This is a genomic window from Paenibacillus sp. FSL E2-0190, from assembly GCF_037992965.1.
GTDB lineage: Bacteria > Bacillota > Bacilli > Paenibacillales > Paenibacillaceae > Paenibacillus_AQ > Paenibacillus_AQ odorifer.
This window is the reverse complement of sequence record NZ_CP150306.1, coordinates 3,473,623-3,496,079: the sequence shown is the minus strand read 5'-3', so window position 1 is coordinate 3,496,079 and position 22,457 is coordinate 3,473,623. Positions and strand designations below refer to the sequence as shown.

Annotated in this window: 12 protein-coding genes; 2 read left to right on the top strand and 10 right to left on the bottom strand. The window is 48.5% G+C overall.

The window, feature by feature from the left end; genetic code table 11:
- Positions 1–12: 12 nt before the first annotated feature.
- The 3 genes from NST25_RS15245 to NST25_RS15235 form a co-directional block, all read right to left on the bottom strand.
- The gene (locus NST25_RS15245; protein WP_340394341.1) at positions 13–1,110 is read right to left on the bottom strand and encodes a hypothetical protein; all 1,098 of its coding nucleotides are present in this window, start codon (positions 1,108–1,110) and stop codon (positions 13–15) included.
- Between the two features lie 417 nt (positions 1,111–1,527).
- Entirely contained in the window at positions 1,528–3,693 is a 2,166-nt protein-coding gene (locus tag NST25_RS15240; RefSeq protein WP_340394339.1) for a GH92 family glycosyl hydrolase, read from the bottom strand.
- Between the two features lie 63 nt (positions 3,694–3,756).
- Entirely contained in the window at positions 3,757–5,931 is a 2,175-nt protein-coding gene (locus NST25_RS15235) for an alpha-amylase family protein (RefSeq protein WP_340394338.1), read from the bottom strand.
- A gap of 270 nt (positions 5,932–6,201) precedes the next feature.
- Here NST25_RS15235 and NST25_RS15230 point away from each other — a divergent pair, with 270 nt between their 5' ends.
- Both NST25_RS15230 and NST25_RS15225 read left to right on the top strand, forming a co-directional pair.
- Positions 6,202–7,485 (top strand): response regulator, encoded by a 1,284-nt coding sequence (locus NST25_RS15230; protein ID WP_076307826.1) that lies wholly within the window; start codon positions 6,202–6,204, stop codon positions 7,483–7,485.
- The gene (locus tag NST25_RS15225; RefSeq protein ID WP_143764970.1) at positions 7,466–9,244 is read left to right on the top strand and encodes a sensor histidine kinase; all 1,779 of its coding nucleotides are present in this window, start codon (positions 7,466–7,468) and stop codon (positions 9,242–9,244) included. The genes NST25_RS15230 and NST25_RS15225 overlap by 20 nt, the downstream gene beginning before the upstream one ends.
- A gap of 370 nt (positions 9,245–9,614) precedes the next feature.
- Here the strand turns inward: NST25_RS15225 and NST25_RS15220 are convergent, their stop codons facing one another.
- The 7 genes from NST25_RS15220 to NST25_RS15190 form a co-directional block, all read right to left on the bottom strand.
- Positions 9,615–10,655 (bottom strand): hypothetical protein, encoded by a 1,041-nt coding sequence (locus NST25_RS15220; RefSeq protein ID WP_076218692.1) that lies wholly within the window; start codon positions 10,653–10,655, stop codon positions 9,615–9,617.
- A gap of 60 nt (positions 10,656–10,715) precedes the next feature.
- Positions 10,716–13,178 (bottom strand): hypothetical protein, encoded by a 2,463-nt coding sequence (locus tag NST25_RS15215; RefSeq protein ID WP_340394336.1) that lies wholly within the window; start codon positions 13,176–13,178, stop codon positions 10,716–10,718.
- 101 nt (positions 13,179–13,279) lie between these two features.
- Positions 13,280–14,710 (bottom strand): extracellular solute-binding protein, encoded by a 1,431-nt coding sequence (locus tag NST25_RS15210; protein ID WP_081383668.1) that lies wholly within the window; start codon positions 14,708–14,710, stop codon positions 13,280–13,282.
- A gap of 142 nt (positions 14,711–14,852) precedes the next feature.
- Complete coding sequence (locus NST25_RS15205; RefSeq protein WP_051490964.1) at positions 14,853–15,737, bottom strand: carbohydrate ABC transporter permease; 885 nt, start codon at positions 15,735–15,737, stop codon at positions 14,853–14,855.
- Between the two features lie 5 nt (positions 15,738–15,742).
- Complete coding sequence (locus tag NST25_RS15200) at positions 15,743–16,675, bottom strand: sugar ABC transporter permease (RefSeq protein ID WP_197740348.1); 933 nt, start codon at positions 16,673–16,675, stop codon at positions 15,743–15,745.
- A gap of 210 nt (positions 16,676–16,885) precedes the next feature.
- On the bottom strand, positions 16,886–18,991 hold the full coding sequence (locus tag NST25_RS15195; RefSeq protein WP_340394335.1) for a hypothetical protein: 2,106 nt from the start codon (positions 18,989–18,991) through the stop codon (positions 16,886–16,888).
- Positions 18,984–21,632 (bottom strand): glycoside hydrolase family 2 TIM barrel-domain containing protein, encoded by a 2,649-nt coding sequence (locus tag NST25_RS15190; protein ID WP_340394334.1) that lies wholly within the window; start codon positions 21,630–21,632, stop codon positions 18,984–18,986. The genes NST25_RS15195 and NST25_RS15190 overlap by 8 nt, the downstream gene beginning before the upstream one ends.
- Positions 21,633–22,457 lie beyond the last annotated feature (825 nt).

The window sequence follows — 22,457 nt, the reverse complement described above, 5'->3', positions numbered from 1 at the left end:
CCCCTTGAACATTTATTGGATGGTTTGGTTTGCGAGACCTTCAGCCATCGGGTAATTCCATTCCACGACAGCTTCGGACAGCTTTTCGTCCACAATGGATCTATACTTCTGCTGCGCCAAATTCAGTGCGATGGCATCCTTCACATGATCGAGCGGCTGAACAACTGCATCATCTGCCGACAGGCAGTAAAGTAGATGGATAGCCCCATTTTCAGCAAACAAACTGCTAATCTCTCCCGGCGCCAGTTGCTCTGCGGTAAGCAATACCTTTGGATTTTCCAGAGCTGCTGTTCGCCGTGAAGCACTTGTTATTTTCACCTCGCCAACGTTTACGCCAAACTCTTTTGCCTGGTCTTGGAAGCCTGTGCCTGAAGAATCTGTTGCTGCTGTCGCTGTTGCTATTGCATGGAGCTTTTCCATTCTTTCTAAGGCTTTTTGCTGATCTTTGTACTCTGTTTCTGGGCCAAAGGGAAGCGTTGCCCATTCCAGACGAATCGTTCCCGGCAGAGAATATTTCGCAATTAGATTTGCTGCATATTCCAATTTCACCTGTTCGTCTGAAATCACGATACTTCCGTTACTGCGCATGGCCTCAATCGTGGCATCCTCAAGGTTGCTCATGTAATAACTGAAATAGGCCTGCGCCTCCAGATGAAGAGGACCATACACCACCTCCTTATTCGCTGCTGCCTGACTCCGCCGATTATTCTCGCGCTCCATTTCCTTGAGAAAACCTTCAAAACTGATATCCGTTACGACTCCTGCTTCTTGAGCAAGCTGTAGCTCCATCCGCTTCGTCAAAAGCTGAGTTTGAGCTGTATTGATCCATTTCTGCATTGGATTTTCGCCGGAATAGTAGGCAGACCAGAAGTCTTTTGAATAGTCGGCGTTGTAAGTTTGTTTAAAATAATCAACAATCAGTGCCCGATTCATTTGAAGATGCCAGTTGAACTCCGCTGCTGTGGCCTCCTGATCGTTAAGGGTCAGAAGCATTTCTTCTGCTTGTGGAGCTTGCAACTTCTTCGCACCAATCAGCAGCAGGCTTCCTGCTAACAGAGCGGTCAGAATAACGATTAGCTGATTTCTTTTGGAATGAAGTTTTAGAGTCATAAGTTATTTCCTCCTCTCTCATCCTCGATGTTAAGCGCTTTCATTCTCTTCGATATTAGACATGTTTACGTTGAAATAACAGGCGGGAAAGCTGCGAAATGGTTTGCCATTTCACGATTTGACCGTAAAGCCCAGTTTTCGCCCTATAAAAAAATGCTGTCGGAGAATAGAGAAGTTACGTATTCGAACGTGGAATGTTGTACAATGTGCAAAAATTCAGCGCGTTTGTCGGGAGTGAGCAGCAGCTTGTTGTATATCAAGCATGATTTCCATGCAATTACGGGATCGGAGTGATTTATAGAAAAGTCGATTTGCATTCATCACTGATTCAGTGTGTTCCTCAATTTTTTTTGATTGTAAAATCATCTAATAAAAACAAAGGCAGTCCGGAATTTTCCAGACTGCCTTGCATTGTTCTTAAGACTGATCTGTGCCCGAAAACATACAGAAATTCAAGACTCCACCTTTGACAATCTCATCATGTGACAGAGAGTGGTGCTGCCATAGCGATCCGTTCCAGTGGACGGATTTACTGTACACATTGGCGGGGCTGTTGTTCTCTGCTTCAATGATCCATTGCTGCCCATTTTCAAGCTGAATAGTTACCTTATCAAAAAGCGGGCTGCCGAGCACATATTCAGGAATTCCAGGACTTAAAGGGTACAGGCCGATGGCGCTCCAAATAAACCAAGCACCCATGCTGCCGTTATCTTCGTCGCCGGGTAAACCATCCATCTGGCTGCTGAACAGTTTGGTCATGGTTTTGCGGACCCAATATTGCGTTTTGGACAGCACACCCAGTCTGGCAAATATATAAGGAATGTGGAAGCTCGGCTGATTGCTGATGGCAAACTGCCCCAGATCGGCGGAGGCCATTTCCGACATTTCGTGTATTTCCAAACCATAGGATCCCACTTTAAATACCGGTTCCTCGGTCATCAACTGATCCAGACGCTGGACAAAAGCCTCTTCACCACCCATCAGCCCGGCTAGTCCCGGGAAGTCGTGGGGCACTGCCCAGCTCCCCTGCCAAGCCCCGCCTTCACAAAACGGATTACCCCACTCCAGAGGATCAAATGCTTCCTGCCAAGTACCGTCCTCATTGCGACCTCTCATAAACCCAACTGTTGGATCAAACAGCAGCTTATAATTCTGTGCCCGAGCCATAAAACGCTCATAATCATCCATTTTGCCAAGTGTTTTGGCAATCTGCGCAATACAGAAATCTCCGTATACATAATCCAACGTGTTGCTTACACTTTCATGGAAACGGTCATGCGGCAGATAACCATGCTGCAAGTACAATTCAAGGCCCCTTCTGCCCAGCTTCTCGTCCACTGATGGACGATCTGCATGCTTCAGAAGACCTTCATACAGTACCTCTGTATCAAATCCGCCGATGCCCTTAACCACGGCATCCGCAGCTGCGGCATCAATCAGTGTGCCTGGCATGGCACTGCGCTCCCCTGGTGACAGCCACTTTGGCAGCCAGCCGCTCTCCTTGTATGCCAATGTCCACGCCTGCATAATCTCACCCAATAAAGATGGGAATAAGATACTGTATAAAGGAAGGCTGGTTCGGTATACATCCCACAGCCCGATATCCGAATACATTGGACCCTGGCAGATGCTGCCATTAAAAGGGCTGTAATGGATTTTCTCGTTCTGCTCGTTATATTCATGCCACGTTCTCGGGAACAGGCAGATTCGGTACATGCAGCTGTAAAAGGTGCGGAGGTTCTCTTCATCTGCGCTTTCAGCAACAATGCGCCCCAACCGTTCTTCCCAGCTTGCCTCTGCTTTATTCAAGATCTCTCCGAAGCCGTCTTCCCCAATCTCTCGGTTCAGATTAAGCAGCGCCTGCTCTCCGCTAATAAAGGAAGTCCCGCACTTCACTCCCACTATGCCAGATTCCGGTGCAGCTATTCCTACGTAAGCGCCCAGTCGTTCGCCAGTCCCTTCATGGGTCTCCAGTGGCTGATAATCTCCGTTAAAGATTCCCGACTCCTCCATGTGAAAATCCCTATCGAACTGGAACACGAAATACATCGCGAAATTATCGGGCACCCCGGCGGTATGGCCTCTTGTGTAGCCGGTGATTCTACGTTTATCCGGCTGGAAGGTGAGATGTGACTCACCTTTCAGAGGTGCTATAATAAGCCTGTTCTGCTGCCTCTCAGCGAAAGTTATTCTTATCGCTGCACAACGTTCGGTTGGAGTCAGCTCCAGCCGGGTGCGGTAACGTTGAAGAAACACATCGAAATAGTGAGGGGACACTTGCATCTCTTCCGTTTTGAAGGAAGAAGAACGTGAACCGGGACTGAGCAGAAGTGGACCTGTCTGTGGCAACAGGGTCAGATGCCCATAATCTCCGATCCACGGGCTGGGCTGATGGGTCAGCCGGATACCCTCTAGGTGGCGATGGCGCGGGTGGAAGAACCAGGTTCCACCTGCTTCATAGGTTTGCGGGCACCAAGCCGCCATACCAAATGGCAGCGCTGTAAGTGGCAGCGTATTGCCATGTGAATACCGGAAATCTGACTCCGTCCCCTGCAATGGATTAACATAATCTAACGAACGCATATAGATACACTCCTTTAGCCAGTTTTCACCAGCTCTATATTCTCCGTTCTTTACTGATACCGGTTAAGATAATCGGAATACTTGAACATCTCCAGCTTCTACCCGCACAGTCAGTTTTGTAGTTGTGGGTTTCAATAGATTCATTGGTTGAATTTCAGCGCTGCCATCATCAAACCACGGTTCGACAGAAGTATAAACAATACCCAGCGTAACGTCAGCCTTAACCGCCATATCCCCTTCATTATGAACATAAAGAAATGCCCCTCGGTCCTGCTCACCTTCCCACTCGGAGAGATCCGCGCGGACACCGCCGCTTGCTTGTACATACGGCTGCAGCTTTAGTTCCTTCTGTAATAGATCCCGCACCAGCTGAAGCGTTCCGGGATGTCCATCCTGCCAGTAGGCAGCCGCAAGCAAGGTACCAAACCATACGGCACGCCCGTTGCCATAAGCGGCGGTAGTCAACACAGGCATGCGGTCCTCGGCAAATTCAGCCAGTACCTTCACATGGCTTTCCAGCTCGATATCCGATTTGTAATAGGATCCGTGCGCCGTATCGTCTGCTGCCGATTCCTCCGCCTTGCTGTGCTCCATAACATTCCGCAACGGAATCGCTGTCCGTGATTCGAACGCAACCTGATGATAGCTGTGATCCAGGTTCTCAGCGGAATGAATCCAAGTCTCACGGACCCCGAACACCTGGTCAAATCCATAACCGGGCACCGTATAGCTGTGGCAGCCATTCTCTGCCTGAAGTGCACCGAACGAGCATTCCGAAATCAAGATCCCGCCCTTTTCCACCCACTGGCGTAGGATGTCACACAGTTTGCGGTTCAAATATAGAGGATAAGGCATCCACAAGCAGTGGTATTGCTCCAGTGTCTTCTCGTTAACATCCGTCTCATGCAGAAATTCAACTTTATAATTGAGCTCATGCAGTAGTTTATGGGCGCCTTGTAAGGAATCGTTGTAGGTGTCCAGATGATCATGTGCCGCAAAGTTAGCAACCTGGTTCTGCGGACTGAACAGAATGGCAATCCCGTCTCCGCGCCGTTTTGCATGCATCAGCTCTTGCTTATTGTTTTGCACCAGCTTATTTAGATGAGCCATATCCTTGTACCATGGGGTTGGACTTCCGTCCAAATATACACTGCCCCATGCAGGGGCCTCCTGTCCCAATATCTCTGGTCTGTACTGCCAGAACAAATATCCCGTGATGCCACGAGCGAGCGGGGTCAGAATATGCCGTTTCATTTCCCGCAGGTCCGGCTGACGCGGCTTCATTGCAGTATTGCCTGGCAAAGCATGAATCTCCGAATTGATAATGGGTTTACCTTTGGCGGCAGAGATCAGTAGATCAGCAGACCAGGCCGAGGACCCAAGGCTATTGCCTGTCAAGTCACAGGGCTCAGCCAGCTTGAAGTCGTCCGAACCCGCTGTAATCATATTAAAGATAGGGGCGGGCACAGTGTGGGCCATAACAGGATGCAAAAGATCCAGTGACTTCACTATATCTACCCGGCTCTGCAGCTCATCCGTTAAAGTACCGGACATGAACAGGCGCCAGTCCACCAGATCATTAAATACGCCTTGTCCACGCGGTGCCTCTACTTCCTCCCAGCTCCCGTAAGTCCGCTGCCATGATTCATTGAGGGCTTCCAAAGTAACATATTTATTTTTTAGCCGTTCTTGGAACACCAACAGCGATTGCTCGCAATAACACACCTGGTTGTCAAAAGACAGCTTGCGCTTGATTCCTGTGGTTAGTTCAGGCTCATTCCATAAATCCCAGACCCAGAGCGCCGGATGATCCTTAAAAGTCTTCACCGTCTCCGCCAGAAACTTTGCCTTTTCTTCGGCGGCAGCTGCATGATGATAACAGGGCCCCGGCGCTCCGCCGATCTGGCGGCAGTTAATCGCCCTTGGTTCCAGAATGGAACCGTCCGCTGTAACCATTTTGGAATCAGGATATTTTTTATAGAACCAGGCCGGCGCCACGTCGAAAATTACATTCAAAATGACCTTCAAACCATTCCTCTGCGCAATATCCATTAGCTCCTGAATATCATCGAAATGATAGGTCCCTTCTTTGGACACACTCGCGCGCCATTGTACCCAATATTTCACACAATTGAAGCCCTGTCCGGCAATATTGCTTAGGTCTTGTTCCCATTGATCACGGAAGGGGGTCGGGGAACGGTAATATTGAAACCCAAATGGAATAAATGAATCTTGCATCTAGTGTACTCCTCCTACAACGTTCAATTTCGATCTCTCTATGTTTATAAAAGCGCTTACTGCTCTTTTACGCTTAAAGTCTATCACAGTGGATTTTGCAAAAGTTAGGATGGAATCCTATGAAACGGTTTGCGAAGCTGTTGAAATGTTTGATCCTTACGCTACGTGGCAGTCACTGCGCAGAGTCACCGGGGAATATACTGCGAAATCGTTTGCGATCCTGACAACCTCAGAAATTATACCTCCTCTTTAAGAGGTTTCATGTTTATAATGGCTGTAAGACATATTAGAAACTACTTCGAGGTGAAGCCAATGTTGAAAGCGCTTGTAGTGGATGACGAATATCTGGTCCGCATGGGCATCACCCAGACCATAGACTGGGCAGAATACAACGTCGAGATCATAGGAGAAGCCAGCAATGGCGAGGAAGGATTGGAGCTTGCCCTACTGCACCGTCCAGATGTGATCATTACCGATATTCGTATGCCGTATATGAACGGTCTTGAGCTCATCGAAAAAATACGGGAACAGGACATGCTCGTAGGGATTGTCGTGCTCAGCGGTTATGACGAATTTCAATATGCTCAGGCTGCTTTGCGTTATGGCGCCTCCACCTATTTGCTAAAGCCCATTAATATAGAAGAACTTGCAAATACAGTTCGAAGCGTGGGGGATGAAATCCTTGGCAAAAAGCAACTCTCCAAGCGGTATTCACAGCTTAATGAGGAATTGGCCTCGATCTCCAAGCAGTTCTGGCAGGATTTGCTGCATGACCAACTGCATGACGAAGAGTTTATTTCAAATAAGATAAAATTACTGGAACTGCAATTGGAACCTGGAAAAGCTATCCTACCGCTGTCCATTACCTTTCCTCCTGATAACGGCCTTCAAGGAAATACTGTAGGCAAAGCGCTGGAGGATGCAGCGGCGACTATTCTGGAAGCGCATTCTTTTGAGCAACTGTGTCTATTCCGCGACAGCCATCTGGAGTGGGTTATGATCCTTCGGACCGGGGAACCAGAGCTGGCCGGAGATTCTGCACGAAAATTGGGCAAACAACTATCTGAATGGAGCCAACAGCACTTCGGCCAGGCCTTAAGCGTCGGCATAGGTAAACCTGCGGGAGAATGGAACGGGATCGTAGATTCATACCGGCAGGCTGTACTTGCTGCGCAGCGTGCCCTTTCTGGCATTGAACGTGTGCTGTATGCTGAAGAAGAGGCTGGAGCTCGGTGCCGGCGCGAAATCAGGGACGCACTCGCTTTTATACGGGAGCACTTTGCCGGAAACATTACCGTTGAGATGGTTGCTGCGGCGGTCTTCGTCAGTCCAACCCATTTGATGCATCTGTTCCGTAAAGATCTGAACAAAACTTTTTACGAATGTCTGACGGAATACCGTATCGAGGAAGCCAAACGTATGCTGCGCAATCCGAAGTATCGGGTGTACGAGGTTGGCAATCAGGTCGGCTTCACCGACTCCAAATACTTTAGCCAGATCTTCAAAAAAATGACGGGCATCCCGCCGAGTGAATATGCAAAAACCTATGGGTAAGCGGAGACTAGCCAACCGGATGGATTCCTGGATGAGGCGGTTCAAGATCAAAAGCCGGATTGTTGTTGTTCTGTTAGCAGGACTGTCTATGCATCTGGTGCTGATGCTCGTTATTTTCAATTTTTATTCCTATACCTACCTGCAAAAGGATCTGTACCGCCATGTCGTTCAGACTCAGCGCCAAATTGGGCTTAGCGTGGAGCTCATGGTCGATGACATTCAAATGTTGTTTCTGCGGTTTCTGGTGAACAGTGATATCTACCAAATCATCAATAACGATTCCCTGCCGTCAGCTGACAAGGAATCGCGAATTGGAGCTATCATCGACGGTATGCTGGCCCAGAACGACCTGGTGGGTAATGTAATTATCAGCACCAACGATAATATGCTTTATTCTTACCAGTCTAAGGAGCAGATGCTGGAAGTGCCTGAAGCCCTGTTCATCAAACGCATTCAGGAGAGCAGCATGCCTGTTGTCGGTGAGATCAAACGGGATGGAGAAGGCAATGCGTATATTCCATTCGGCCAGCAGTTCCGCAATTTCAATACTGGACAAAATATCGGGGTCGTGATCATTTATGTCAGGGAGGCTGCTTTGGCGGACCTGTATTCCTCCAGCTTCACTGGCATCGGCTACTCCTTCCTGACTTCCGACAATCGGATTATTTCTCACCCCGACAAACGGCTCTTGGGCAATTTTTTGGAGGAAAACGCCCCTCTTCGCCCAGGTAAAAAAGAAGGCTATCGTACCTGGTCAGATAACGAAAATTCCTACATCATTGCTACTTATCCTTTGAATCCCCGGTTGGAGACACTTGGGGTCAGCTGGGAATTCACCAGTGTGATTTCCAATCACAAACTGCTCTCGGGAATCGCCAAAGGCAATCAAAATGCGCTTCTGTTCGCCAGCGTTACCTTTATTGTGCTACTGATTTTTTCCTTCTATCTGGCAGCCAAAATCACCCGTCCACTGCTGAACTTGAAGAAGAAGCTGAGCCTGTTTGGCAAAAAAGATCTGGCCGCTGTTTATGAACAGCGCGGTCAGGTTGATGAGATTTTTCAGCTTGAGAACAGCTACTATCAGATGGTGGAGCGGATCAGCCAATTAATGCTGGAGAAAGATGAGGAGAAAGAAAAGCAACGGAAAGCTGAGCTGACCGCACTTCAATCACAGATCAATCCCCATTTTCTCTACAACACACTGGATGCAATTGCCTGGATTGCCCGACTGAAGAAGCAGCCCGATATCGAACGGCTGATTTCTTCATTAGCTACCTTTTTTCGAATCAGCCTGCATAAAGGCGACAAGTTCGTGACCGTGGACGAAGAAATCCGCTTGGTGCAGAGTTTTGTGACAGTTGAGCAAATGAGGTTTCCGGATAAGTTCGAGATTGAATACGAGATTGAGGAATCGCTGCGCAAGGTTCGCATTCTGAAGCTGATTCTTCAGCCTATTGCAGAGAATGCGATCAAACACGGCATCAGCGAGAAACGCGGGATGGGCCGAATCTGGATTAAAGGCGAATTAGTGGCAGATGAGATTCGCTTCACAGTGACTGATGACGGGGTGGGATTTTCCAACGGTGCGACGCTTAGCCAAGCCAAGGAAGATGTGTTGTTTCAGAGCGGGTATGGACTAAGAAATGTGGACGAACGAATTAAACTGGAATATGGTCCTCAATATGGTTTAAGTATCTCCAGCACGCCGGGGCAAGGCACCACGGTTACGATCAACTTGAAGAAGGAACTGCCCAATTAGCGAATTTAGTTTATAAATGCGGACATAACAAAGAAATCGATCCTTTTTGAGTGGGTAGAAGGGACTTCTACTTTGCTTAAAAAGACGATTTCTTATTTTTTTCTGAGTAGTGGCAAATTAAAGATACTTTCGAGAATTATAGGTGCTTTAGTTGTATTTAATACAGCTAAAGTACCCTTTTTTTGCAGCGAGCAGAAGTTTAAGTGTATTTGGTACATCTATACGTTCCAATTCTGTTGGCAGCAACTAACTTTCCGAATAATAAGTGTACTGAATACAACTATATCTTACTTCATCCGTTTATTGCCCACGCTAGATGTATGAAATACACTTCGGTTAGCGATTTTCATGATTTAGACTCCATCTTATCTTAGTCTTTCATTGTTGAATTAATCTTCAGGTACAACTGCTTCAGTGGATTAACTATACTGCCGCTAAGCACTGAGATCAGCAGCCAGAACACTATGAACACTACGAGGTTCAGGGCGAGCATTAAATACTTAAACGTTCGCAGCTCTGCATTCATGCCATCTGCTGAGATATAGGTGACAATCCGCTCTGCCGATTCCGGTAGTGGATAGAGCAAAATCAGGCCGTCAGCCGTTTCCCGCTCCAGCAGATCTGCATCACCTCTGCCTGTACTATTTTGATCGATACCCTGTGTCACTGGCTCAGCCAAGGTAGCTTTTTCCGAAGTAACTAGTGCTGCTTTGATCTCCTGCAGTCGCTCCTTCGGGACATCGGCAGCACTCAATAGCTTCCCGTTTCCGGTCAGTAGGTAAACTTCATTTTCCCCGTAGATTGTATTCTCGCCAGATAGGTAGAAGCTGTAAAGCTTGTCAATCTCCACTTCGAGCGAGAGCAGACCGAGGACGTCTCCCATCGAACCCTTAATTTTTACTTCAAGCAACAGACGGTCGCGCAGATCCGAAGGTGCATTCATTAGATGCTCCCGGTTCAGCACCGTCCAGCGCAAAGCCTGCTCTCGGTTATTTAGAAATTGTTCCATCCCTGGTTCTTTTTTGATCTCTGCAAAGGGCAGCAACCCGGAAACATTGCTCGAGGAGTAAGTTCCCCCTGCTTCTCCCCAAATGTAAATGCCGAGAATGTCACTACTGGAAGAACGTATGCCCTCAAGTATCGGAGAGATTGCCCCGTCATATGTTGGTTTTTTCAGCGCATTCTGCACCACCTGGTTGTTGGATATAAGCTTCGAGGTCTCCTCCAGCCAGTTCATGAACAGAAGTGTGTTCTTATGCTGCTGGCCAGTGTACTGAACGGATAGCTGCCGCAGCATGTCAAGGCTTCTATGCTCCATAGTACGGTACAGAATGAAGCTCGAAGCGACAATATAGACAGTAATGAACAACACCAGGACTAGGCGGATATTGCGGCCGAACGATCTGAACATATGACTTCCCCATCCCCCTCCGGTGTATGAATCATGAAAACAAAATCAACTGAAATCAGACTAACAGCTAAGATGACTAATGTCGATCTCCTTGTAAAAGGAACCCTCATCTGTCTCATGCACTTCATGATTAGGCAGAATTATTGTAATTGCCGATCCGGCTTGCCAAAAAGCTTTCATGTGGAAGATCTCCTGTCCTGTTACTGAACGGATCTCCCATTTGATGTTTATTGGGCCGATACTTGTACTTACGGTTCCGCTGGCCTGCCGCAGTTCTCCATAGTGGGGCTTTATAGTTATTCCCTCTATTCCTTGTTGGACACCCAATATCCCTCTGGTGAACTCAGTGATCGGCAGTGCGCTCCATGCGTGGCAGTCACTTCTGGTGCCGGTTGAATCTATTTCTGGAAGTGTAGTGAGATTAAGCTCCAACTGCTTCAACCACCGTGTCCATAGTCCGAACGAGCGGTCATACATTCCGCATTTCTCTAGCGCGCGGAATAGATAGTAGCTCATCGGCAACGAAAGCTTAGCCAGTGATGTGTCTGTTAACGTTGACTCCAGCAGTGCCGCCCCTTCTACAACATCCACTGTGCCCGCCAAAACCGCCCAGACCTGCGTGTGCTGGCTATGCTGCGTTCCCGCAGTTGCCTCCGGACTGTCGCGGAACAGCAGACTGTTCGTTAGCCGGCAGCAATCCATTACCGCAGCGTTGACCGCCGCTTTGCGTTGACGCAGTTCACCAGCAATCTGTGTCCAACCGCTGGCTGCAAGCAATTCAGCCGCTTGCTCCAGCGCGGCCGCATACATCAGGCTCAGTACGGTTGCGGGTGCATCATCCGTACAATCCGGTGCGCCGAGCGGCCATTCCTCCACCCAATCGAAGTAATTCCAATATTGGCGGGGCGTTCTGTCCACCAGACCCTCCGGAGTCAGATGTTGATCGAACCAGTCCAGCACAGATAACAGCGCTAACCGGTACTGATTCACCAAGGCCATATCCCCGAAGGATCTGTAGTGGTCATGAATCATTCCGATCCAATATAGGGAGAAGGAAGGAATGACCTGCGGCAGCACTGAGGGATAGCGACTTTGCAGCATCCCGTTTGGTAGCTGAGAGGCCTTATAATCTTCCATAGCTCTCCGCGCTAACCGGTCGTCCCCTGATAATAGGTACGTAAACTCCATCATCAGTTTGGTATCCATGGTATACTGCAGCTGTTCATAATACGGAGTATCCTCGTAGGTCTCATGCATGCAGCGCTGAAGTGTTCGTACACTGAGCTCCCATAGTTGGTTATATTGTTCATCGGAGCAGTGAAAGTTTCCTTCCGGCTGCAGTGGATATCCGGTCTCCCTATAGCTAAAGCTGGAAATCGTTAGAGGCTCGACACCAGCCTGCACTTCCAGCCGTACATAGCGGAAGGTACGGAACCAGAACGGTTCGTAGATTTCCGTACGCGCAGAGATGCCGTAACCTGCCGGGTGATAGCTATCGTAACCGCCTCTTAATACATGTTCCTTCGTATTATCGCGGACAGCTTTGCGGCGAATCTCATCATCCCCCGTTTCTTCTTCATAACACTCAGCGCATAATAGGGTAATCCGGCTACCTTTGCCTCTAAGAAGTCTAAGCTGCAAATACCCTGTGGTTAGCTCACCAGCATCCAACTCCAACCAAAAATGTTGCCCTGCTTCTATTGTTATTCCAGCGGAAGGCAGTACTGCGTTGGGTGAAGCGCCGCCATCTCCATTTCGCAGATCCAGACTATGCCCTTCCTCAAAAAAGGCATGCCCTTCCCCGCTACTGCTGCGCATCAGCTTCAGAAAAAATTGCTCCCGCTCATACAACAGCGGAATCGGACGCCGGGCCAGCTGCCAAGGGGTTAATTGGCCATATTCATCCCGCACCGGTTGCACAATTCCGCTAGCAAGCCAGGCACTGTCATCATATTCGGGCAGTGTCCAATCCAGCAGCGCTGCGTCACCCTCCACTTCTTCCAGTCCACCCATCCAGCGTATGATCGGAAACTGCTGGAGCTTATAGCTGCGATCCTTAATACTTTTCCATGAGCTATCCGTATTTAGCTCCTGTACTAGCTGCCCGCCTTGTGTAACTGCCGCTTCCACAAGCAGCCCGCCTTTTTGCGAGCGCCAGACGGACAAAGGTCCGTCTTCACCCAGTTCAAAGGGCGTAGTCCCTGCATAATGAACGACCATAACAGCAAGCACATTTAAACCTGGTTGTAGAACATTGTCCAGACTGAATTCTTCATAATACTGTATATGACCATGTCCTTTACAAGGACCGGCCCATAAACGCTGCCCATTGACGAACAGCCTGTAGCGGCTGTCTGCGGTAATGGCCACATCCAGGGTGCAGGTCTTTCCGATACCAGCTGGCAGTTCGAACACTCTGCGAAAGTACGCACGCTCGTGCTGCTGTTCCCTATCCGCTGATCCTTGCTCCTCCTGCGGCCAGATCCAGCGTGCTCCCCAGTCTCCCCATTCTTTTGCTGCCATGTTATGCATATCTCCTTTATCTCATTTAAGTAGTTAAGGCAATCTACGCAGAAACGGCATCGCCGCCCTTCAGAAGGACGACGTCGCCGTTGGTCTGCGTTTTATTTAACCTTATCGAGATAATCACGTTGGAATTCTTCGGCAGCCCTATCCAAGATCTGTTGCGGATCTGCGTTCTTGTCCGTCAGTACGGTTTGCAGTACGATATCCAGCTTTTGGTACAATTCCTGTGCGTTGACTGGTTCTTCCGCCCGCATGCCTTTGCTGCCATTGTCCATATAATCACGGAACAAATCCAGATTGACGTTGTTGTATTTGTCGAGAATCTTTTGTTCTTCTCCAATCCGTTTCTCATCAGTCCAAATCCGCAGCCCGTAAGGCCCTACGATCAGCCCTTGATCGCTCAGTGTCTTCTTCTCAATATCCCAACCGGTCAGTGCCTCTTCAGAGGACTCTGGTGTAAATCCGTAGGTTTTTAGCCATTTGAATCCGGCATCAATCTGCTCAGGTGTTACATTAGGCGAGAACATATATAGGCCGCCACCGAGCAGGGTTACAGGTTTCCCGATTGGTCCTACTGGAAGCGCGGACATTGCCACATTGTCCTTGGACATCTTAGTCTGTTGCTGGATGACCGGTGACCAGTCATTCGTGCCGAAGCTCATAGCGACCTGATCGGTTCCGAACAAGCGGAACATATCGTTCGTAACATCGACCAGATTGTTGTCGGGCAGTACATCATATTTCCATTTTAAGTCCTTCACATATTGCAGGGCCGCTGCTGCTTCCGGCGAATTGAACACCGCCTGCCATTTCCCGTCTACCTGTTTTTCAAATTCTGCTCCGTATGCCCAGGCAATGTTCATGAACATCCAACCGCCTTGACCACTTTTTGTAGGCAAGAACATTCCGGCTTTACCGGTCTTTTGTTTAATAATCTGCGCAGTTTCTGCTAGCTCTTCATATGTTTTAGGAAATTTAGGAATCCCCTTGTCGTCCAGCAGTCCAGCCTCCTTGAAAAGATTCATATTGTAGAGCATACCGATGACGTATCCGTCCTTCGGAATCCCATAATACTTGTCGTCCTTGGTAACCATTTTCAGCAGATCTGGATTGATCGCCTTGTCGTAGCCATATTTTTTCATCGTATCCGTTATGTCAGCCGCGTAATTTGCCTTGATGATTTTGCTTGTTTCTGTAAAAAAGGTTTCGTATACCGTCGGAAGCTGGCCGCTGGCCGCTTTTGGCAGGAATGAGCTGACGTCATACCCCCATTCATCTTTGTCCACAATAATTTCCGGATAATTGGCTTTCATCTTCGCCATGACCTGCTCATACTGGGCGATTTTGGCTTCCTCATTCGGCTTTGGCCAGTTACTGACCTTGATCGTCACCTGTTGATTGCCCGCTGTCTCCGTCTTTCCTCCGGCATTCTTCTCATTGGAGCCGCCTCCGCAGCCAGCCAGTCCGGCAGAAAAAAGCAGCGTAAGTGCCAGTGTAGCTGTCAGGTTCTTGGTGTGTCCTTTTTTCAATGTAATTCCCCCTAGTCTTATTGTTAAAGCATTCTTCGCAACATGTAAAGCGCTTTCTTTTTGAATCTGAAATCATCTTAACATGCACCTTCTGCAGCACCCTACGGGGCAAAACTGTGAAATGGTTTGTGATCGGGTGATGTTACCCTTTAATACTGCCGCCGAAGGATTGCCCGTTCATAATGTACTTTTGGAAAAAAATAAACAGGATAATCGGCGGCAGAATCGCAAACGTCAACGCAATAAACTGTATGTCCTGCGGCAATGTCGCCTTCAGATTGTAAATAGCCACAATGACCGACCAGGTCGATTTATCCTTCAGCACCATAAAGGGCCAGAAGAAGTCCTGCCAGACACTGTTCATCGTAAGGATTGTAATTGTAGCCATAACTGGTCCGCTGAGCGGGAGAATGACTCGAATAAAAATACCGATGGTGCTCGCTCCGTCAATTTTGGCTGCTTCCAGCAGCGCTTGTGGGATGGTATCGAAAAAGTTTTTGAAGATCAGAATTACCACCGGATTCACAGCAGCCATAAACCACATCGGCCAGTAAGTATTGGTCAGGTTCAAGTGCAACAGCGGAAAATCAATCAGATTCTTAAACAGCGGCACCATGCCCACTGTATTCGGCACCATCATGGTCCACACGATCAGGGCAAACAGCAGGGCACTGCCCCGCGGCTTTAGCTTGGAGAAGAAATATCCGGCCAGTCCGTTAAAAGTAAGGCAGAACAGTACAGAACCTGCGGCCAGATAAGCCGTATTCAGATAATAACTGAGGAAGTTAAACTCCTGCCAGGTCTCCCATAGCTTGCCAACATTGAACGAGCGGGGGATCAGGGTGGGCGGGATTGCATAAAACTCTTTGATGTCCTTCAGACTTGAGACCATAATCCAGACCGGAGGCAAAATACAGACAGCGGCCAGCACAATCATCAGAATGAACATGCACCAATACAGCAGGCGCACCCAAGGTGATCTGTATTCTATATTGCCGATAATGCCATATGCTTCTTTAGTTTTCATAGCTTCTACTCCCTGTTCAATTTCTTATCCAGCCGGAAATAAATAATGGTAAGCACCATCAGGACTAGAAAAGTAATAACCCCGAGCGCCATTGAATGGCCTGCTTCAAAACTCCGGAACGCATAATAATAGCTTTGCAGCATCAAGGTCATTGAGGCATTGTTCGGTCCACCCTCAGTCATTACCAGGGGTTCATTGAAGATCTGGAATACACCGCTGATCTGCAAAATCATCATCAGTCCGATCATGCTAGAGATTTGCGGAATGGTGATACTTTTGAATCTCCGCCATACATTCGCACCGTCAATCGAGGCTGCTTCGTACAGATCATGATTAATACTCTGTAGACTTGCCAGATAAAGCAGCACTGTTCCCCCGAAATTTCGCCAGGTAATCGTGAAGATAATCAGCATTATCGTCATTTGCGGATCCTGAAGCCATTGCTGCACCGGAAATCCCATGGCACTCAGCATAATATTCAGCACGCCACCCTTTCCGGGCTCAAACAAAAACATCCATAACATCGAAGCGGCAATGCCGGGAACCATACTCGGAAAAAAGACCGAAAAGCGAAAAAATGACTTCCCATGTCTCAATTCATTAATCACGACAGCGACAATAATGGGTACGGCAAAACCGATCAGTAGTGACCAGAACACATACACAAAAGAGTTGGTCAATGTCTGTTGAAACGCCGAGTTCTGTATAACATCCTTGTAATTCTGCAGTCCGGCGAAACTTACGGCATTATAACCCTCAGTATTGAAAAAAGAGAGCACAATGCCCTTCACGAGCGGCTGCCAGGAAAAAAAGAAAAAGGCAAACAGTGTGGGTACAATTAATATCCAGGATGACCAATCTTTGAATAAACGCCGTACAGGATAACCTTTCTTTTTCTCTGTCATTAAAGGATTTAGTTCACTGGTTTTTCCAATCATGCTCCTGTCCTTCCTTCCTCCCGGAATCAAGCTTTAATCCGGTCAGGCGTTGTATAGTTGTTATACCTAAATGATAGCGCTTCCTACTGAGCGCCGAAATCCGGTAACCCTGCGAAAGCGTTTGTAAAGCTACTTATTTGTTGGCAAAAAAAAGCAGTGCACGCACCGGAATGGCCGCACACCACTTATGTTCATGTTATGGTGAATCGTTTAGGCCTCACTTAACCCTGCGCTGATGCAGAGGACGGCCGCTTCCGCCCGAAACGCTTCGCTCGCCGGATTGGGCTGCTCCTCCAAAATACGAAGCACCGACTGAGGCTCTACGCCGGGCTGTGGCACACGGGAGGGAGAAACTACGCTCCACTTCTGCTCACCCTTGAGCCTGTATGACAGCTCATAAAGATATAAGCCCGCATGTTGTCCGTCAGTGAGCTGGCTTACGCCATCCTGCCACGAGCAGAGTTCAAGCGGATGCTGTTTGTCCGGCAATACACCGGACGCCAGTGTGATGCGCTCATCTCGAACTACCTGCTGCTTCTGTTCCCAAGCCTGCTGATCTAGGATTCCCAGATCCAGGCGGTATTCCATTCCCGGCTCTCCATAAAGAGTCCAAGCCACAGGGCTACCCACCGCTACGAACTTAGGTGCTTCCAGAAAAACGGGTTGATGAGTTGGGACAAAACGTTCGGTCTGCTCCCACTCTCCCGCAGCCGGACTGCGTCTGCGATAATGCACCGTGCCCGTGAATTCGAGCTCCTGTTCCTGTAGCAGAGCTATTAGACATAGAGTAGCTTGCTCGTAAAGATCCGTGCAGTTGTTATGGCCGAAGCGGTATCCGATCTCATGGCGAAGCGGTATCCCGCGACTCCGGACCAAAGCCGCGAAGGAAAAGCTGAAGCGGCTAAGGGTAAAGGCATCATGCGTGCCATGGTTAATCAGCAGCTTTGTGCCACTCGCTTTAAGACCCTCCAGAAAAAATTCGGATTCCAGTCCGGTCGTTTCCTTTAGACTTGCAGAGTCAATAGTTCCCGTCAGAGTCTGTAGCAGAGTCTCGGTTCCCGTGCTGCCGTTCTGTGGATGCTGCCAATCTTTCTTCCAGATTTCCCGGTAACCGGTGTCTACTTCCGCCACATGCCAGATCAGTGGGCAAGCTCCTTCGGCAAACTCACGGGTAAGCCCGTTCAGAATCAACGGCGGTGCATAACACAGTGTGTAGCGCACCCGGTAGGGTAAGCAAAGCGGATTGCCTCCAGCCAGCAGCGCAGTTAAGCCGCCGCGCGAACCACCTACAGCCACTACCTGCTCTGCATCACCGCCATAACTTTCTTGACCTCTGGTAATTGCCGCCCCAATGCCAGCATAGATGGAGCCTTGCAAGGAACGGCTGCCGATATATCCTCCTCCGTTCCACAGAATGCCGACAACGCCTTTGCCGGTGCTGGCCAGAGTCTTGCCGATGATTTCCAGAAATGAGGGACCTACCGTACTGAAGGTATTCTCATTGGCATCATAATAACCATTGAACAACAGTGGATATCCCTTAACATTTGCCGCGCTCCAAAAGGGCGGCAGAATATAGGAAGCAAGGCTATGCTGGTCATTCTCTGTAACTAGCAGACTGCCGCTGATGAGCTGAAATACAGGCGCATTACTTAAAAGTGAAGCATTGTCTGTGGATGCATTGCGGAAAACCACCGGAAATCCGAAGGTCTTAAGGATGCGGTCGCTCAAGGAAACTGCAACTAGATCATCTACAGCATAGAGACTGTAGCGGTCACCGATATAATGCTCGAATTGCGGAGTTTTAAAATTCTTATTTCCCTCGTTGCCTCCGAACAGCTGATGATCTTCCGTATTGTATACATAAGGGCTATCTGGGTCGCTATTGTAGAGCCGTGCATGCTCGGAAACAACCTTTTCCCCGGCTTCGTCCATCCGCAATGTCCCTATGCCATCTGTTCCGCCATAACGGAAGCCTCCTTTTCCCTCAGCAACGCTATTATCCCAGTGAGACACTACAGGAAGCATATTGGTCAGCATAGGACTGACTAATACAAATACCCCCTCCTCTTTCTCGGAGATCCCTTCTGCTGCTTCAACTTCAACAGTGTCTTCATGGAGGGTTGACCAATTCGCTTTCTGATAAGCTACTTCGCCGCCTCGCAAGCAAGCAAGCAGCAGTGGAGCGTTGTGCAGCCTTAAGTAATCAGCCACTGCTCTGCTAACAGGTATAGCGACAGGTGTAGATCCCTTGGCTTGAATAAACCGACTTAGCGGAACATGTACCTCCGGTACAAAACACAATGTTTTACTCACGATTTTTTTCTCCTCCAACCTGTATCATTCTGCTCTGTGCTGTTAGGAACGACATGAATCTAATTTCTGGCAAGCCATCTGTGATCCTATAATTTTCCCCAGACAGGAATCCTCCTGAGAGTTTAGGAGTGCAAGTAACCGTTACTGTTTTGGTCTCACCCGGAAAGAGGGTATGGAACTGCTCATCCGCTTCCATCCAGTAGCGGTCTCCCCTTTCCTCTGCATGGATATGCAGTAAAACTTCACTACCGGTATTTTGGACTGTAAAAAGGGCCTGCTGGCTCTTCTCCTGAGCACCCGTCGGCTGCCATAAACTCTCCTGACGCACCTCAAGATTGCCTCCTATAAGTGCAAGCGCGGGAGCATATGGATGCTTTTTATTGGTAGAGAATACATATAAATTCTGCTGTGGTGCTTCATCGCCGTCCTGGTAGGACAATCTGACGAAATATAAAGCATTCTCATGCTCTGGCACGTTGAAATTCAGCACCCCAGCGCCGACAGCCTGATCTTTGTTTCCCTCTGCCTCAAATGATTGCTGATAGATGCACCGTCCGACTGCATCGAAGACTTCCGCGTCGACTTCTACCCTGTGTCCATTTCCTCCATGCACGTATACATCTCCCTGAAATCCGGTGCTTGGTGTAAGCAGTAGACTGCGGTAGTCCAGCGAAACATGTAGCGGACGGAAGGCAGATTTCACCCAATGGTAGGCCATCTTCGTTTCACCGTAATAATCGACAAGGTTAGTGCAGGACACATTCGGCCACGGCTCGTTGAATTGCCATACAATGCTGCCGCTGTTTCGGAACTTACGGCGGCGGTTAGCCTCCAGCACGAACCGGATTCCTTCCGCCTGTATCCACTGGCTGCAGGCAGAGAACTGCTCCAAATCTGTCATGCTGCCGAACATTTCTTCTTCACGGCTCAGCGTATCCCACCACTCCCCGTGATGTCTCCATATCGCGTTGTTCTCCATAGAAACCGGTCGCCGGTTGGTCTCACTCAGAAATTTCTCCAGACTTTTGAGAGAACTCAGACCGTCCACCCCAAATTCGCTGTGCAGCAGATTATCGTTGCTGCCATATAACTCGTAGTGATAAGGGTTTCCCATATACTTCCAGTAACCGTGCACATCATGCCCCTGACCTTTGGCATCCGTAATATATTCTACCGGGCCGGAAGCTGAGGTCGGTAGGAAGAGTCGCTGCGGATCATACTGTTCTACCAGTTCTTTCAACATCGCCAGATTGGAATCGCTGCTGTCGGAAGGCTTATTTGGCTCACTCATTAATTCATTGCCGCCGCTCCATACCGTTAGCGATACATGATTGCGTTTGTCACAGAGCGCTGTGCAGGCAGTCTTGTGAAGCAGCTCCAGAAACTCCGGCTGCTTCGAAGGGATATTGTCAATACCTGAACTCGACTGAATGAACTCCTGCCAGACCATAATGCCGTTCACATCACATAAGTCGTAAAAAGCCTTTTTCTCAATGATTCCACCGCCCCATACCCGAACGAGATTAATATGAGCTGCTTTCATCAGACGAATCATCAGTTGATATTGTTCAACCGTTACATTCCCGTAGAGATGGTCCAGAGGGGTCATATTTACCCCTTTCATATAGATCTTGCTTCCGTTAATCACCACTGTATATGGTAGAGCGTTGTCTGGACTGTCTACATTGTGGATATAATCGAGCTTGCGAATGCCCGTTTGAAAGCTCTGGGTATCCAACTCCGTTCCAGCTTCATCCAGTAGCTTTAGTTCAAGATTGTACAGTGGCTGCTTTCCATAACCGTTTGGGTACCATAGCTCAGGTTCGGGTATGTCCAGCTCCGCGTTCAGAAGCTCTCCAGCTCGAACTAGTCGCGATTGAACCAGCAGCGGATTCCCCTCCGGATCAGCACAGGTGATGCACGCTGTCAGTGTCCCATCATCTTCAGAGCCAGCCATTCGCTTGATTCCAGCTTGAATGGTAATTCGACCAGACGAGATCTGATTTCTATCGTTCTCGCCAAACTCCGCATCTGTAGTGATCGACACATCATCCCAAGAGCACTGTTGATGTACCCTCAATACCACATCATCCCAAATTCCGACATTGACCAACCGGGTAGAGAAATCCCATTTATAATTAAAACGGCTCTTCTGCGTGAAGGTAGCCGAGGTTTTGCCGATTTGCCCCATTTCATCTGGCGCCTGCTTCAACAGCACTGAAATTTCAAGGCTTTCCCGCCCGGAGAGCAGGTCTGTAACATCAAATACAGCCGGCTCGAACATACCTTTATGTTCACCCAGCAGTAAATGATCAGCGTATACCGAGGCTTCATAGTCCAGTCCCTGAAAGACCAGTTCAACTCTGGCTGCTCTCAGCTCAGGCTGCTTCAAGGTCGTACGGTAAACCCACCAGCGGTTCTCCACCCATTCACAACTCAGGCTATTTAACTCTTGATTAGGGTTGGTAATCCAGCCCTGTCTGAAGAGATCATAGTGAACTCCACCCGGCACAGTGGCAGGCATCCAGTCCGTAACCCCCATCAATTCCTGTCCCAGCTCCATACTGGTGCCCTTTAGCGGAACCCAGGGCCAATACCCTTTGACTTCCCACTTCAAATCGTTCAATCGAATTTCATTCATGTCTTCCCGTTCCCCCAAACCCTGCTAAATTTGGCGCTGTTCCTGACGATGAGCGGCTCTGGCGCCATTCGTTAATGCGCTTACAACTTTAGGTGTGCAGCTTCATTACCAATGATAGCACCGGGTTAATGTTTTCAAAGGTCTCCAACCCTGTGAAATCGTTTGTAAAACTGCTCAGTTGCTGATAAACACAAACAACCCCTCTAGGCTGGAGTGAGGCTTATCAGCAATCATCTATAGAGGTGGCTTTTTAAGGCTTGTTTTGTTTCGGAGCCTCTGACTCCCGTGCTTTACCAATACGTGTAATACGTCGAACGCGAAAAAAGGAGTTCCCTTGAGCCGCGAAAGGCTGCTTGGTGAACTCCTTTACTTTTTGTTCGATAGAAGTTCTAAGAACTATTGCAACAATGTAGCACCACCTATCGGACATAGATGACGCTAAAAGCAGTATTATTGTACTTTTGGTGGGCTAACGGTCCCCATAGCCACTATCTGTATGAAATACAACACATATGGACCTCTTTTTAAGCAATAGCGTCACTGGAGTCCGAAATGTTGTTCAAAAGGCTGAAAATTAGTAAATAGTGTCATCTGGGTCCGAAACCCTCAGAGACTCAGATAACGATGACACTGTTGAAGCTGGCGGCTACCAATAAACTAAAAGCAGCAAAAAACTAAGAGCAGCGAATCTCTCTTTATTAAGAGAATCGCTGCTCTAGATCTTTTTACGATGAAACCGTCTGTCTTACTCAATGAAGAAAGTAGTTTTTAGTATAGCGCCCTTGGACTGTTCATCCATATGAAATGCGATAAGGAGCCTTAGTA